15 protein-coding genes are annotated in these 15051 nt (G+C 36.5%); 11 read left to right on the forward strand and 4 right to left on the reverse strand.

Annotation, left to right across the window (positions count from 1 at the left end; all coding sequences use genetic code 11):
• The first annotated feature begins 14 nt into the window (after positions 1-14).
• Genes ACQR30_RS15765 through ACQR30_RS15775 form a run of 3 tightly spaced genes read left to right on the forward strand, consistent with a single transcriptional unit; the run spans position 15 to position 1716 of the window.
• Positions 15-134, forward strand: a complete 120-nt coding sequence (locus tag ACQR30_RS15765; RefSeq protein WP_429736741.1) for a hypothetical protein — start codon at positions 15-17, stop codon at positions 132-134.
• Positions 135-182: 48 nt separating this feature from the next.
• Positions 183-758: a peptide deformylase gene (def, locus tag ACQR30_RS15770; RefSeq protein ID WP_429736718.1), complete on the forward strand. Its 576-nt coding sequence runs from the start codon at positions 183-185 to the stop codon at positions 756-758.
• Between the two features lie 7 nt (positions 759-765).
• Positions 766-1716, forward strand: a complete 951-nt coding sequence (locus tag ACQR30_RS15775) for a hypothetical protein (protein ID WP_429736719.1) — start codon at positions 766-768, stop codon at positions 1714-1716.
• Here the strand turns inward: ACQR30_RS15775 and ACQR30_RS15780 are convergent, their stop codons facing one another.
• Positions 1717-2199, reverse strand: a complete 483-nt coding sequence (locus tag ACQR30_RS15780; protein ID WP_429736720.1) for a low affinity iron permease family protein — start codon at positions 2197-2199, stop codon at positions 1717-1719. It lies immediately after the preceding gene.
• 467 nt (positions 2200-2666) lie between these two features.
• On the opposite strand from ACQR30_RS15780, the gene ACQR30_RS15785 reads away from it, so the two are divergent.
• From ACQR30_RS15785 to apaG, 6 genes are all read left to right on the forward strand, one after another.
• Complete coding sequence (locus ACQR30_RS15785; protein WP_429736721.1) at positions 2667-4949, forward strand: sodium-translocating pyrophosphatase; 2283 nt, start codon at positions 2667-2669, stop codon at positions 4947-4949.
• 563 nt (positions 4950-5512) lie between these two features.
• Positions 5513-6322: a queuosine precursor transporter gene (locus tag ACQR30_RS15790; protein ID WP_429736722.1), complete on the forward strand. Its 810-nt coding sequence runs from the start codon at positions 5513-5515 to the stop codon at positions 6320-6322.
• 203 nt (positions 6323-6525) lie between these two features.
• Positions 6526-7176, forward strand: a complete 651-nt coding sequence (locus tag ACQR30_RS15795; RefSeq protein WP_429736723.1) for an alpha/beta fold hydrolase — start codon at positions 6526-6528, stop codon at positions 7174-7176.
• Positions 7177-7206: 30 nt separating this feature from the next.
• The gene (locus ACQR30_RS15800; RefSeq protein ID WP_429736724.1) at positions 7207-7737 is read left to right on the forward strand and encodes an RNA methyltransferase; all 531 of its coding nucleotides are present in this window, start codon (positions 7207-7209) and stop codon (positions 7735-7737) included.
• Positions 7738-7795: 58 nt separating this feature from the next.
• The gene (locus ACQR30_RS15805) at positions 7796-8284 is read left to right on the forward strand and encodes an asparaginase domain-containing protein (RefSeq protein WP_429736725.1); all 489 of its coding nucleotides are present in this window, start codon (positions 7796-7798) and stop codon (positions 8282-8284) included.
• Positions 8285-8442: 158 nt separating this feature from the next.
• Positions 8443-8829: a Co2+/Mg2+ efflux protein ApaG gene (gene apaG, locus ACQR30_RS15810; RefSeq protein ID WP_429736726.1), complete on the forward strand. Its 387-nt coding sequence runs from the start codon at positions 8443-8445 to the stop codon at positions 8827-8829.
• Positions 8830-8831: 2 nt separating this feature from the next.
• On the opposite strand, the gene ACQR30_RS15815 is transcribed toward apaG, so the two are convergent.
• From ACQR30_RS15815 to ACQR30_RS15825, 3 genes are read right to left on the reverse strand one after another with little or no spacing between them, the layout of a single operon-like run.
• Positions 8832-12617, reverse strand: coding sequence for an ATP-binding protein (locus tag ACQR30_RS15815; RefSeq protein WP_429736727.1), 3786 nt, complete (start codon positions 12615-12617; stop codon positions 8832-8834).
• Between the two features lie 5 nt (positions 12618-12622).
• Positions 12623-13150 carry a MazG family protein gene (locus ACQR30_RS15820; protein WP_429736742.1) on the reverse strand — a complete coding sequence of 176 codons (528 nt, stop codon included), beginning with the start codon at positions 13148-13150 and terminating at the stop codon, positions 12623-12625.
• Between the two features lie 6 nt (positions 13151-13156).
• A complete protein-coding gene (locus ACQR30_RS15825; protein ID WP_429736728.1) occupies positions 13157-13414 on the reverse strand; it encodes a MazG nucleotide pyrophosphohydrolase domain-containing protein in 258 nt (85 codons plus the stop codon).
• Between the two features lie 152 nt (positions 13415-13566).
• On the opposite strand from ACQR30_RS15825, the gene ACQR30_RS15830 reads away from it, so the two are divergent.
• Positions 13567-14181: a TetR/AcrR family transcriptional regulator gene (locus tag ACQR30_RS15830; protein ID WP_429736729.1), complete on the forward strand. Its 615-nt coding sequence runs from the start codon at positions 13567-13569 to the stop codon at positions 14179-14181.
• 254 nt (positions 14182-14435) lie between these two features.
• Positions 14436-15051 (forward strand): TolC family protein (locus ACQR30_RS15835; protein WP_429736730.1); only part of this gene is annotated, 616 nt, incomplete at its 3' end.

Genomic DNA, 15051 nt, shown 5'->3' on the forward strand with positions numbered 1-15051 from the left:
GTTATACTTCTAAAATGGCTACTCAGGCTATGGTACAAATGGGGATGAAAAAGAAAGACCGCCAAAAAAAAGGTAATACTGATCAAATAGCCGCTGCTATTATGTTACAGGAATATTTGGGTAATTATTTGTAAAGAAATTAAATTACCTTTGTATCTTCATTAAAACCTTATTTATAAGAAATGATTTTACCTATTATTGCATACGGTGCGCCTGTTTTAAGAAGAGTTGCAAAAGATATCGATAAAGATTATCCGCAATTGAGTAAATTAATTGAGGATATGTGGGAAACGCTGCAGGCTAGTAATGGTGTGGGGCTGGCTGCTCCTCAGATTAATAAAGATATAAGACTTTTCCTGGTCGATAGTAGCATTATATTTGAAAATGTGGAAGAAGGTGATGAACAGTTTCCGGACGAACCAGGAATTAAAAAGGTTTTTATCAATGCTAAAATTACCCATCTGGAGGGTGAACCGTGGCTATATAATGAAGGTTGTCTTAGTATCCCAAAAATACGTGAAGATATAATGCGTCCCCAGTCGGTAACCATTGAGTATTTGGATGAAAATTTCCAACAACAGTCTGGTACTTTTATCGGTATTACTGCGCGTATTATTCAACACGAATATGACCACATTGAAGGGAAATTGTTTATTGACTATTTAAAACCTTTAAAGAAAAAGCTATTGCAACGCAAACTGAACGATATTTCCAAAGGGAATATTCAGGTAGATTATAAAATGTTGTTTCCTAAATAGATTTACTGTGCCACTAGCTTTTTTATCATATAAATTTTCTTTTCAAAAACAATTAGCAATTCTTTGCATTCTATTGGCGGGCTTTGCTACATCCAGTTTCGCGCAAGTAGATACTGTAATTGAAAATGCAAGTGTAAGTCTGCCGGATGTGGCTGTGAGTAATATTAACATTTCGCAATTGTTGTATCGTATAAAAAACGATACGAGCTTTTACAAGGCTTTTAAGACCTTACATGTTGTAGGTTACACATCCTATAATAATATTAATATCTTAAACAAAGAGGGTGACATAAAAGCAAGTTACAATAGTAAAATTCAGCAAATACATAATGGCGGTTGCCGTTCCGATAAAGTACTTGAGCAGACCTCCACTGGTGATTTTTTTGATCGCAAAGGAGCTTATAATTACACTATCGGTGAATTATTCTCCAATCTTTTTTTTGTAAAAGGTAAAGTTTGCGGCGAGAATAACATTGTTGCTGGCCAGTCTTTTGGAACGAGCGGTAAATCAGGTATTGAGAAGAAGAAGGAGCAATTAAAGATGTTGTTTTTCAATCCAGGAAAGAAAATTCCAGGTATTCCTTTTATTGGTGATAAATTAGATTTGTATGATAGTGATGCAAAACAAAAATATAATTATAAATTAGAAACGACGACTTATAATGGGGTCTCTGCTTATATTTTTACCATTACTCCCAAACCTGGGGCTAGTGGCATTGTCATTGATAAAATGAGCACCATATTTGATGTGCTTACATTGGATGTGTTGGAACGTAGCTATTCATTAAGCTACAAAGCAGGACTGTATGATTTTGATGTACACATGCAAGTTGAATTAAAACATATTAATGGATTATTGGTACCTACCGTTATGCGCTATTCAGGTAATTGGAGCATTCTTTTTAAGAAGCGTGAACGCGCGACCTTTACTGCTACTTTAGTTGATTTTAAAAAGTGATCATCCTTTTTTCTTGAGTCCCTCTTTGATAGTACTTTCTACCTTTTTGGTTTGTATGTCTTCAATAGAATGAGATTTCCTTAGCTCTTTTTCCCGCTTTGAAATATTAGAAAGTGTAATATAATACTTCTTGAGAATTTCTAATTCTTCTTCTGTCAGATCTTCCACATCAATCAATCTATTGCTGGCTTTCTCATTGGCGGCAATTAATTCGTTTAATTTTAAATGTACCGCAAGTGTATCTTTGTTTTGTGATTGTTGAATGACAAATACCATTAGAAAGGTGACAATAGTCGTTCCGGTATTGATAACCAGTTGCCAAGTGTCTGAATATTGAAATATTGGGCCGGTGATACCCCAAATAATTATAATCATAAGTGCTACCAAAAATGCCCAAGACGAACCAGTAATATGAGTGATTTTGGTAGCGAAGGCGTCGAACTTGGCTGCGAACCCTGATGTATTTTTTCTACGTTTGTTCATTTTGCAATTTTAATAGTGTAAACTTAAAGATGTTTTGTCAAATTATGTTTTTTACTGCATGTGGACTGCACATCTGCTACCGACAACTACGGGTCGGGGTCTCAGCCTTAGGCTTCGGTGCCAAAGTCTTATTTGCGTCTTTGTCGATGTTATCGTCAGTTCCTGGCGATGAGCATTTTTGGACAGAACATACCTTTTGATCATATTGTTATTTTGTTTGTTCTATTTGATGAGCCGTCTGCTGATACCACCGGTGCGTACATACTTAACCAGGATTAGTTGCTTATATCCCACAGGCTAAGGGCTTGTGGGTTTTAGGCTCCGTATTGTAAATCTAAACAATAATAAGCAGTCGTCTTTTTTATTTAAAAAGTGATGTCATATTACAACCAAAAAATATGTCCGAGCAAATTTTTTTTACCTTACTTTTGTCCATAACTATCTTTCAAATTTAAAATAAATTGTGTATGAGTTGTTTATTTTACATTGTCCCGATATTGGGCATTGTGGGGCTTTTATATACTATTGTAAAAAGTGTATGGGTATCGAAACAGGAGGCAGGGAACGAACGAATGAAAGAAATTGCCAAACACATTGCTGATGGAGCTATGGCTTTTCTAAAGTCAGAATATAGAGTAATGGCATATTTTGTGGTTATTGCGGGTTTGTTATTAGGCTTTATGGGCTACAGCAACCCAGGTTCTAGTTGGACGATTGCAATTTCATTTGCATCAGGAGCTTGTTTAAGCGCTTTTGCTGGATTTATAGGAATGCGCATTGCGACAAAAGCGAATGTGCGTACGGCACATGCTGCAAGAAGCAGTTTGAAAAAGGCATTGGCTGTCTCTTTTTCTGGTGGATCGGTAATGGGCATGGGCGTAACTGGTTTGGCAGTTTTGGGGTTAGGAAGTTTATTTATTATACTAATAGCGATTTTTGCACCAGGTGAGCTGAGTAATAGCCTCGACGTGGGTAAAGCGATTGAAGTATTAACCGGTTTTAGTTTGGGGGCAGAAAGTATCGCCATGTTTGCACGTGTAGGGGGTGGTATCTATACTAAAGCAGCTGATGTGGGTGCAGATTTAGTGGGGAAAGTAGAAGCAGGTATTCCTGAAGATGATCCGCGTAATCCAGCGACCATTGCTGATAATGTAGGCGACAATGTTGGAGATGTAGCAGGTATGGGAGCCGATCTTTTTGGTAGTTATGTGGCCACTATCCTGGCAACCATGGTTCTAGGCCATGAAGTATTAACGCCTAGTGGCGCTTCTTTGAGCGATGGCCTCAGTGGCTTTTCGCCCATTTTATTACCCATGCTGATTGCCGGTACTGGTATCATTTTGTCTATTTTGGCCACATTCTTTGTGAAAATAGGGGAGAATGTAGGTTTGAGCACAGCTAAGGTACAAATGGCTTTAAATAATGGGAATTGGGGTGCTATTATTTTGACCGCCATAGCCGCTTATTTTTTAGTCCATTATTTACTGCCGGCCAATACCGTGATGGTTTTACGTGGTTCTGAATTTACGAGCAACGGTGTGTTTGGAGCTATATTAGTGGGGTTGGGTGTTGGTGCTTTGATGAGCATTATTACAGAGTACTTTACAGCTATGGGCAAGCGCCCTGTTAAAAGTATTATTCGTCAATCAGGTACTGGCCATGCAACAAATATTATCGGTGGTTTGGCGGTGGGTATGGAAAGTACCATGTTGCCAATCATCGTTTTGGCTGCTGGTATCTATGGCTCCTATTATTGTGCCGGGCTGTATGGCGTAGCTATTGCGTCTGCCGGTATGATGGCTACCACTGCTATGCAGTTGGCTATTGATGCTTTTGGGCCAATAGCTGATAATGCGGGTGGAATTGCGGAAATGAGTGAATTACCTGCTGATGTGCGTGAAAAAACAGATATTTTAGATGCCGTAGGCAATACAACTGCAGCTACAGGTAAAGGTTTTGCAATTGCTTCTGCTGCATTAACTTCTTTGGCTTTGTTTGCGGCTTTTGTGGGTATTGCGAAAATTGATGGCATTGATATTTACAGAGCAGACGTTTTGGCCGGATTATTTGTTGGTGCGATGATTCCATTTATATTTTCTTCTTTAGCGATCAAAGCAGTAGGGCAAGCAGCGATGGCCATGGTCGAAGAAGTACGTCGTCAGTTTCGCACTATTCCAGGTATCATGGAAGGTACTGCAACACCAGAATATGAAAAATGTGTAGCCATCTCTACTGATGCTTCTATTAAGAAAATGATGTTGCCCGGTGCGATTGCTTTAGTCAGCCCGGTAATCATAGGTTTTATTTTTGGCCCCGAAGTGCTGGGCGGTTTTCTAGCGGGAGCCACTGTTTCAGGCGTATTGATGGGAATGTTTCAAAATAATGCAGGTGGTGCTTGGGATAATGCAAAAAAATCTTTTGAAAAAGGAGTGGAAATAAATGGAGAAATGCATTACAAAAAATCAGAACCGCACAAGGCCTCTGTAACAGGTGATACGGTGGGAGATCCATTTAAAGATACATCGGGACCATCCATGAATATATTGATTAAATTAATGAGTATTGTATCTTTAGTAATAGCACCAACTATTGCGAAGATTCATTCTAATGCTATTCATGAAAACTTATTGAAGAAACAAAATGATATTCAGCAATTGATTCAAAGAGAAAATAATACTTCTTTTGCTCAACCAAATACAAGTAATGATAATACAGCCTTTTGGACGGTAGAAAGAAGAAGTGAAGAATAGGGAGGTCATTGGAAATTATTATTTATAAAAAGGAGCGCGCAACCCATCCGTCGCTTTAGTGTGGATGGGCTGTAAGCGATAAACAGGGGGTAAAAATATTGTCTGGTTTTGGAATTAAGTCGGACACTAAACAAAAACGGAGTAAGGCGTGGCCATTAGGTAAGTCTATGATCTCCGAAGCCCAACCCATCGGCTCTGCCGTGAGTGGGTAGTTCACAAAGAGCGCCACTTTACAGGGTGCTCTTTATTTTTTTATGTTGAGAAACTTTTATTGTTATTTTTGAATATTATGCGCAAAATCTCTTTTCTCTCTAAAGTAGCGGTCATCTTCAATATTATTTATTTCGTAGAGCTATTGTTGCGATTTAAAATTATTCTTAGAACGTTTCATCTCAACATTGTTGGATTATGGGGGGGATGGTTTTTGGCGCCGGTTTTTAATTTGGCATTGCTTATCAGTCTAGCTTTGATTAAGAAGAAAGGGGACGCCTTACCGGTAAAAAAATATGTGTGGGTTTTCTGTTTGTTCTGTTTATTTTTTCAAACTGTTTTATTTTTATTCAATGATTAATCAATTTCTTAAGGACAAGCCTTCTAAACTGTTTTTAGGCTTTGCAGCTTTTTTTGTTGCCAATGCTTTAATTGCTGAATGTATTGGTGGTAAAATCTTTTCTTTAGAAGAAGTTTTTGGTTTTGCTCCGGCAAATCTTACACTCTTTGGACAAAGTGGCCTGTCTTTTACGCTTACCTGTGGTGTTTTACTTTGGCCTTTTGAATTTGTAATAACGGATATTGTAAATGAATTTTTTGGTCCGAAAGCCGTTAAGCGCATAAGCCTGACGACTATTATCTTAATTGGCTATGCTTTTCTAATGTTCTACCTTTCCATCAAGACTCCAGCTGCAAGTTTTTGGCTATCGACGGGTACAAGGAACGGAATTCCTAATATGCAAAGGGCTTTTAGCGGAATTTTTGGTCAAGGAATGTGGATAATATTAGGTAGTTTAGTCGCTTTTTTGGTCAGTCAGTTTGTGGATGTATATGTTTTTCATAAAATAAAAAGACGCACCGGTAACAAAATGATTTGGCTGCGGTCAACAGGTTCAACATTGGTAAGCCAGTTAGTGGATAGCTATATTGTTTTGATTATCGCTTTTAAAATTGGTAACAATTGGAGTTGGCCACAAGTGCTCGCGATTGGAATGATGAATTATATTTACAAGTTTGTAGTTGCTATTATTTTAACGCCGGTAATTGTTTGGGTGGAAAAATGGATTGAAAATTACGTGGGACACGAAACGGCGCATAAAATGAAACTTCAAGCTATGGGAGAATTGGCGGATGCATTTGAGAATATTCCTACAGCTGGATAAGCGTTAATGATGGATGATAAATATAGGAGGATTTAGTTAAGGGAAGAGGTTTTTCGTTCACCGTAGAGATGAATGAAGGGTTATCTGTTTTTGCAATAAAAAAGAAGAGGGACCCGATACTGCCGCATTGCTTAAGGCTAGCCATTACGAATCAAGGGCTTTAACTTGACTTTAAAAAAAACAATTGCAATTAGCAATTAACGATGAAAGCATATTTTATCAGTGGCCTTGGTGCAGACAAACAAATGTTTCGGCGGATAAAACTGCCGGAAGGTTTTGTTATTGTGCATCTCGATTGGATAGATCCTTTGGAAAAGGAAACTTTTGAACATTATGCGAGGCGACTGGCTCAAAGAATCGAGCCAAACGAAGATTTTATTTTAGTAGGTCTTTCTTTGGGTGGATTGATGTCGGTTGAAATAAATAAATTTCTTAAGCCTGCATTTACTGTTTTAATTTCGAGCGTTGTCAATAAAAAAGCTTTACCTTTTTGGTTTACGCTTGTCGGGCATCTGGGGATTGCTGCACTTATCCCTGCTTATTTTTATCATCATAGTAATTTTTTCTCCAACTGGCTTTTAGGTGCTCAATCAAAGGAAGATAAAGAATTGCTGAAGGCAGTTATGCATAACGCATCCCCAAAATTTGTACATTGGGCTATTCCGAGGATACTAAGTTGGGATAATGAATTTATTCCAAAAAGAATGCTTCAGTTGCATGGTACCAAAGATGTTATTCTTCCTTTTAAAAAAGTGAAAAATGAAATTGCGATACAAGGCGGTACGCATTTTATGGTGTTTAACCGGTCTGAAGAAATCAATAAAATTTTGGCGGATACACTTTCAGCTATTTAATGATAGACCTCTTTGTAGTACATTTGCCTTATGCAGAAATTAAGTATGGATGAATTGCGCAGAAAGTCTGTTGATGAATTTAAACTGGCCGAGAAGAAACCTGTAATAGCTCTGCTCGATAACGTCCGTAGTATGAATAATGTAGGTAGCGTATTTCGGACGGCAGATGCCTTTTTATTGGAAGCCATTTTTTTGTGCGGATATACCCCTAAGCCACCACATCGCGATATTCATAAAACAGCCTTGGGTGCTACTGAAACGGTGAATTGGCTAAGTTTTGAAAATATATTAGATGCTTTGAAAGTCCTGAAAGAAGAAGGCTTTAAGGTATTTGCGGTAGAACAGGCGAGTGGCAGTATCTCATTAGAACAGTTTGACTTCGTCCAACATGATAAAATTGCGCTGGTTCTGGGCAATGAAGTAGAAGGTGTGCAGCAATGTGTAATTGATCTATGTGACGGTTGTATAGAAATACCGCAATACGGTACAAAGCATTCTCTCAATATTTCTATTGCAGCCGGTATTGTATTATGGGAAGCGACAAAGAAAACCTATAAATAGAAGGGTGAGGATTGTCGTGGATTGTTTTTAATTCATCATTCAAAAATCATAAATCGGTATGGCTATCAGAATTTTAATTACAGGGGGAACTTTTGACAAGGAGTATGATATGATTAATGGGAAGCTCGATTTTGAAGAAACACATGTTCCCGAAATGTTGAAATTGGGGCGTTGTACTGTAGCTGCCGAAGTGCGTACATTGATGATGGTAGATAGTTTAGAGATGACCGATACCGATAGAGAATTGATTTTGCATAATTGCAGAACGGTGCCAGAAGATAAAATTTTGCTTACACATGGTACAGATACAATGGAACTCACCGCAAAGTTTTTAGCCAAGGAAAAATTATCTAAAACGATTGTGATAACGGGAGCTATGATTCCTTATAAATTTGGTAGTTCTGACGGCTTTTTCAATTTAGGCGCCGCATTGGCCTTTTTGCAAACATTGCCACATGGTGTATATGTGGCTATGAATGGACGCTATTATAACTGGGATAATGTGCGCAAAAATAAAAAGACCGGCTTTTTTGAAGAACTAAAATAATTGTGAGCTCATAGTCGTATAACTAGAAAAAGAAAAAGGGGGAGAGTCGCCTCTTGTTGTCCACCAGAGCACTAAAAAACGGCTTAATTAATTACCGATGGATGTGAAATCAGGTTATAAATGCAAAAACCTTATCTTTATATCATAAATATTAGGTTATGACTTTCCAAATATCGCAAGGCATAAAAATAAATGTAGAAACATTTTACCAACCTGATCAAAGCAATGCTTTGCAACAAGAACATTTATTCGCTTATAGAATCACTATTGAAAATCATAATACTTTTACTGTCCGCTTACTGAGCAGGCACTGGTATATCTTTGACAGTAATGGAACGCGTCAAGAAGTAGAAGGGGAGGGCGTTATAGGTGCGCAACCTTACATTGAAACCGAAGATTCTTTTCAATACGTAAGTGGTGTAAATTTGGCTTCTGAAATGGGGAGAATGCATGGTGAATATACAATGGAAAATCAGGCAACTAAGCAATTATTTACTGTCTTAATTCCTGCCTTTGATTTAATGGTTCCCGGGAAAATGAATTAGAATTAAATGATATCGTTTTCCTGAACTTCCACTAATGGAAGACTAACATAGAATGCGGCCCCGCTATCTTTTGTGCTCTCAAACCATATTTGTCCCTTGGCAATTTCAACGATACCCTTGCAGATAGCCAACCCTAGGCCTGTCCCTGATGACTTCGTAGTGAAGTTTGGCTCAAAAAGCTTTCCGGCTTCCTCTTTTGAAATACCTTCTCCATTGTCTTGCACAGTTATTAATACTTGATTTTCTATTCTTTCTTCTGTGATGGAAATCTCAATTTTCTCATTTTTAGCGGAAGCCTCAATGCCATTCTTTATAAGATTGGTAAAGAGCCTGTTGATTTGTGTTTTATCGGCATGTATTATGTTGGGTATATCTGATTTAGTGTAGGTGATTTTTACATTTTCCTGGGCTTGATGGAGCAAAATTAACGGCTCTAATATTTCGCTGATATTAAAATATTGAGGCTTTATAGACTGAATTTTGGCAAAATGTGAAAAATCACTGGCGATATTTGCTAGTTGATTTATTTGTTCTATCAACATATTGGGCACCTTCCTGGCTAGCTCAACTATATTATCGGCATTATTGTCGGCAGCACGTTTTAAAAATTGAAGGCTAAGTTTCATGGGTGTTAAAGGGTTTTTAATTTCATGTGCGACTTGTTGGGCCATTTCTTTCCAGGCACCTTCGCGTTCACTCTGAGCTAAAGCTTTAATACTATCATTGAGCTTACGCACCATTATATTATATTCCTTTACCAAATCACCAATTTCATCCTTTCTGTTCCAAGAAATCTCTTCATTCTCCATACCTACATTTATTTTTCGCATTTTATCTTTTATGACGGAGAACGATCGAGTGATACGTAATGTAAGCAATGCAGCAATTGCTCCTGCCAGTAAAAATATAAGTGCATTCAAATTGATTACAGTAACCAAGAAGCTGGATATTTCTTGTTCCAGTTCATTTTGTGAATTTAAGAAGGGTACGTTTAAATAGGCAATAGGCTCTTTTTTAACATCATAAATAGGGACATAAATACTTAGGTATTGGAACTTTCCAATTTTTTCGTTTTGCAATACTTTGATATGATGTTTATAATGTAGCAGATAATAAGCATTGGGCTGCATTTTGTTGCTCACTATATTTTTATTAAAAATATAGGGTTGAGAAGATGCTTTGAGCAGACCCTGCAGATTATATAAATTAACTTCCTGTTCATTCATATTTGCCAGTCCAATCACAATCTTATCAATCTCATTCTTACTGAAAAAATTATCTAAATCATTAGGTGTTTTTAATGTAAAAGGTAGGCTTTTGTCTAGGCTTTCTTGTATCTCGTTTACCAGAATTTGGACATTCTCAGTAAGCCTTTCTTGATTACTTTTGTTGAACCGCATAATGAAAAACGAGATGGTTGAAATGCCAATAATGATAAAGGAAAAGGCACTAATAAATATAATGGTCGCGTGTATTTGAATCCTTATTTTGAATTTGAATGACTTCTTAATAATTGCCCATTTGAATCGAGACTGAAATAGAAATCCAAGAATCTTCAGTATGACTATGAAAGCAACAAAGGACGAAAATATATAGGCAAATAAGGTAAGACCTGAAATAAAATTGTTGCTTTTTTGCATTACGACAATTACCATATTATTTCCGGCATTATACCAAAGTTCATTGGTTCTATTATTCTTTACCTCTTTAAATTCATCTTTTGGTACCTGAGACAGGGCTATAGAATCGGAAAATACATAGGCATCATTATTTTTTATTAAATGCCTGTTTTGGTATATGGCGAAAGAATAAGCAGGAGGTGTTTCTTCGGACATGAAAGAACTCTCCTGAAGTAATCCGTTTGACAAGTCATTATTTGATCCCCCCTTAGGAGATATGACCATAAAAATATAACCAAGTGTTTGATATGGGCTATCTCTTTTTGTAATTTTCTTTCTAAGTACATATTCAAACTGTTTACCTTGTGCCTCATACACATATAAATTGGGAATGTCACCGTGTTGACTCATTGTGCCAATGAGCACATTTAGCGTATTAAAGGAGGTTGAATCTTTGTTGTATAATGGGTGTTGCGCACTATCGAAAGTATATATTTCATATTGATAATTATTTAAGAAGCCTGAAAAGTTGTTCGCCATTAGGCTGTCTTTTATAAACCTATTTTCATTGGGCGACTGCATACGATGAAAATTATCTTCCAAGAAAAAGTCGCTAAAATTACCGATTGCCATATTCAGTAAATTTTTCCCTGCATTATCAGATTGTTCTGCTAATGATTGAGCGAACAATTTCTTTTGTTCCATGTCTCTATTATCAATTGTTCTTATGATAAAAGTAATGGAAGCTGCAAAAAACATTAGCCAAAATAGGAAATAGGGTGAGCTCACCAGAGCTTTAGGTAAATCTTCTTTCCGGAAATCTAAAATAAAGCAATAAAGTATTAGCCACAATAGAGCGACAAGTTTGATTGAAATAAAGCTCGGGGAAACTTGTAAAGTGATGATAAGTAAGCCGGAAATCATCAGTATAGTAATCCGCCAAAGCTTTTCAATCCCCGCCTGGGTGGCTGGGAGCATTAAAAAATAAGAAAGATTGTAATAACTTAATATAATAAATGTGAGAATGAAGAAAGTAACTAGCGTATATATATTCAAATTAAAAAAGTCAGTTACATTCAGCGGTATTTTTGAGTCAATTACTAAGCTGCAAACAATATTCACCATATTGATGGTAAACATGGCAAATAGAAATAATGAAGCTGCCCCAAAAGCTTTTTTATATTTGTCAAACCAATAATTTTTCGCTTTTAAAATAAGTTCTTGATGTCTATATTTTATAAAGAATGTTATCCAGAAAAACAAAAGCACATTAATCAATAAATCTCCTAGAGAAGAATGCAAAACGCTAGACGCATATACCAGCGGTGAGAATAACTCGTAGCTTCGGAAGTTGAAAGGTATGGGGAGCCAATAAGTAATGAGCCTAATAGATATTACTGTGAATAAAAGCCACCCCAAACCGTAGTAAAACCCTCGATTTGTAGCAACTTCATTAATCCTGCTATTAATAAAAATTAAGATAAAAACTAGCCCAATTAGCATCAAAGTAACAGATAGCGAGTTGGGTGCAGAAGTATTACTTTGATTGAATTGAGCTAACCTAAAAACAGTCACGCCTTTAGAGTTATAAATGGGGAAGCCGCTTAGTCCGGAAGCTATATAATATTTATTCCTAATTGAATTTGAATAAGCAAAAGAATTACTGATGTATTTATTCTCTATAAAATATTTCCATTTTATAGGAATAAGGCTGGCTATAACATAGTTGGATCCATCCTTTGAGATGGATTTTTTTAGCAGTTCAAAAAAGCCGTTGGAGCCATTAAATGGATAATATCCGTCGGGTCGATCTATGTCAGAAGGGGATAAGTTCATGTTAAACGTATTCCAATAGATCTCGTGGATTTTACCACTATCTGCTTCTTTGAATACAAATATGCCGAAATCCGCATCCCCCAATTGCAGTGTAGACTTATCGGATTTATCGTTTAATAAAATGGATAATTTAGAAGTATCTGTGGTTAAGTCCTCAAAAGCAAATTCCCTTTGAGAAAGATAATGCTCAAAGCCTTGCTGTACCTTTAATGGCGTTGAATTATATGCCCAATAGTTACTTACTATAAAAGATATAGTAAACAACCATGCCGCTATTATCAATAAATAGGCATTTTTGAAAAGAGGTTTTTGTGATATTAAGTTATCCTTCAAAATAGTTAACCATTATTTTTTAGCATTGCTTTTGCCTTATTCCAGAAAGAATCCATTTCTTGTAAAGGTAGATTGGCCAGAATCTTATCCTCCTGATTGGCCATTGTTTCCATTAATTGAAAGCGAGTTATAAATTTTTTGTTGCATTTTTCTAAAGCTGTCTCGGCATCTACCTTCAAAAAGCGTGCGTAATTTATCAAACTAAAAAAAACATCCCCCAATTCTTCTTCGACCTCGGCTCCATCGCCGGTTGTTTCAGCCCTTTTTAATTCTTCCAGTTCCTCCTCTACTTTTTCCCACACATCTTCTTTTCGCTTCCATTCAAACCCTACTTGTTTTACCTTTTCCTGTATACGAGTAGCTTTTGCAATTGAGGGCATTGCCTTAGGAACTCCGCTTAACACTGATTTTTTGCCCTCCTGTTGTATCTTTATTTTTTGCCAATTTCTTTTTACATCTTCTTCATTTTCTACTTTGACGTCTCCATATATGTGTGGATGGCGTTTAATCATTTTTTCGGTAATGCCGTCAATTACATCTTATAAAGTAAATTTCTCTTGCTCCGAAGCAATTTTGGTATAAAAAAGTAAATGCAGCAATATATCTCCTAATTCTTCCTTTATTTCCATCCAGTTATTTTCATCAATCGCCCCAGCCAATTCGTAGGTCTCTTCAATGGTCATCGGTCTAAGCGTTTCTATCGTTTGTTTTTTATCCCAGGGACATTGACTACGCAACTCATCCATTATCTGTTTTAATTGTAAAAACTTTTCTGCTAGAAGCATATTTGGCATCATTGATGTTTTTTGTTTAAAAGTAAGCAACAGGTCGCATTCAGCCTAAAATATCGCCTGCAAGAATAAAGTTTGAAAAAAAATCAAACAAATGTTTGATTAATTTAAACAATTGTTTAATTTTGCATCGCGATTATAAAAAAAGGAGGTTTATTATGACGGATAAAAAAGCTCATATTGTAAATGTGGCCATTGAATTGTTTTCGAAGAACGGTTTTGAAGGTACATCAATGCGAGATTTGGCAAGTGCTGCCGGCGTAAATATTGCAATGATCAATTATTACTTTGGTACCAAAGAAAAATTATTTGAGACCATTGTTGAGAGTCGCTCCAATCAGATGCGCATAGTATTGGAAGCGGTCGTGCAGGATAAAAAGATGTCGGCTATACAAAAAGTGGAAAAAATGATTGAGTTACAGGTAGAAAAGGTATTGGAGCGCCGCCATTTTCATAAGGTATTGCAAAGTGAAGTGATGCTTAATAAGCGTCCCGATTTAAATACGGCTATTGGTGTAATCTTCAAAAGAAATAGTTTACTATATCGTACAATTATAGATGAGGGATACAAGTCGGGTGAATTTAAGAAGGTAGACGCAGGGTTGGTTGTTTCCACTATTGTCGGAACGATTAATCATGTGTTCTTGTCACGTACCATTTGTGGTCTTGTTTTTGAAACCCATGAGGGCACTGATCCTTTTGAAGATGTAAAAATTAAGAAAAAGGTAATTGACTATTTAAAGCATTTAATGCGCTGTCTACTTTTGAAATAGGTAATTTCTTAAAGCACAGTAATAAGATGTTTATCGCCAAAATACCTTCACCTACCGAAAATTCTTAGGTATCGGTAATTATAAAAATAATTTTGCAGGCCTATTTTAAAGAGAAGAATCTTTCAGGAATTTAAAAGGTTTTAGAATAAAAATAAAAAATAGATAGATAGATGAAACATATGATTAAATTATCCCCATTTTTCTTGCTTTCATTGTTCGCGCCAGTTTTATTATGTGCGCAAAAAACAGACAAAATGCTGAACCTTAGAGAAGCTATTCAGCTAAGTTTGAGTAACAGCAAGACACTAAAAATGTCCTCATCAAAGGTGGAACAAGCAATTGCTATGCAAGATGAAGCAAAGAATAATCAGCTACCCGACCTCAAAGTTTCGGGTGCATATTTATATTTAATGCAGCCTAAAATCAACATTAAGTTAGGTGGTGGAAGCAATAATAGTGATAGCAGCAGCTCTGGTAGTTCCTTTCCAAATGTACACCAAGCTCTTTATGGTATTCTTTCGGCGTCAATGCCTTTATATGCGGGAGGTAAGATTACTAATGGAATAAAATCTGCTGAGTATCTTGCCGAAGCTGCGAAGTTGGACGCCCAAAATGATAAAGAAAAGGTAATTCAAAATACGGTCGATGCATATTATAATCTTTATAAAGCGAATGCCGCTGTAAAATTGGTAACTGAAAACTTGCATACATCTCAGCAACGTACGAAGGACTTTACCAATTTGGAGGCTAATGGTATAATTGCTCGAAACGATTTGATGAAAGCTGAATTGCAACAAAGCAATGTGGAATTGACTTTGTTGGATGCACAGAACAATCTTAAAATCGCCAATTTTAATTTTGATTTGATGT

The sequence above is a fragment of the Arachidicoccus sp. genome (assembly GCF_050436765.1).
Taxonomy (GTDB): Bacteria; Bacteroidota; Bacteroidia; order Chitinophagales; family Chitinophagaceae; genus Arachidicoccus.

Coding starts and splice junctions, on each gene's coding strand:
- ACQR30_RS15785 (WP_429736721.1), top strand. CDS start 2,667: ATGAGTTGTTTATTTTACATTGTCCCGATATTGGGCATTGTGGGGCTT.
- ACQR30_RS15805 (WP_429736725.1), top strand. CDS start 7,796: ATGGCTATCAGAATTTTAATTACAGGGGGAACTTTTGACAAGGAGTAT.
- ACQR30_RS15800 (WP_429736724.1), top strand. CDS start 7,207: ATGCAGAAATTAAGTATGGATGAATTGCGCAGAAAGTCTGTTGATGAA.
- ACQR30_RS15830 (WP_429736729.1), top strand. CDS start 13,567: ATGACGGATAAAAAAGCTCATATTGTAAATGTGGCCATTGAATTGTTT.
- ACQR30_RS15790 (WP_429736722.1), top strand. CDS start 5,513: ATGATTAATCAATTTCTTAAGGACAAGCCTTCTAAACTGTTTTTAGGC.
- ACQR30_RS15780 (WP_429736720.1), bottom strand. CDS start 2,199: ATGAACAAACGTAGAAAAAATACATCAGGGTTCGCAGCCAAGTTCGAC.
- ACQR30_RS15765 (WP_429736741.1), top strand. CDS start 15: ATGGCTACTCAGGCTATGGTACAAATGGGGATGAAAAAGAAAGACCGC.
- apaG (WP_429736726.1), top strand. CDS start 8,443: ATGACTTTCCAAATATCGCAAGGCATAAAAATAAATGTAGAAACATTT.
- def (WP_429736718.1), top strand. CDS start 183: ATGATTTTACCTATTATTGCATACGGTGCGCCTGTTTTAAGAAGAGTT.
- ACQR30_RS15825 (WP_429736728.1), bottom strand. CDS start 13,414: ATGATGCCAAATATGCTTCTAGCAGAAAAGTTTTTACAATTAAAACAG.
- ACQR30_RS15795 (WP_429736723.1), top strand. CDS start 6,526: ATGAAAGCATATTTTATCAGTGGCCTTGGTGCAGACAAACAAATGTTT.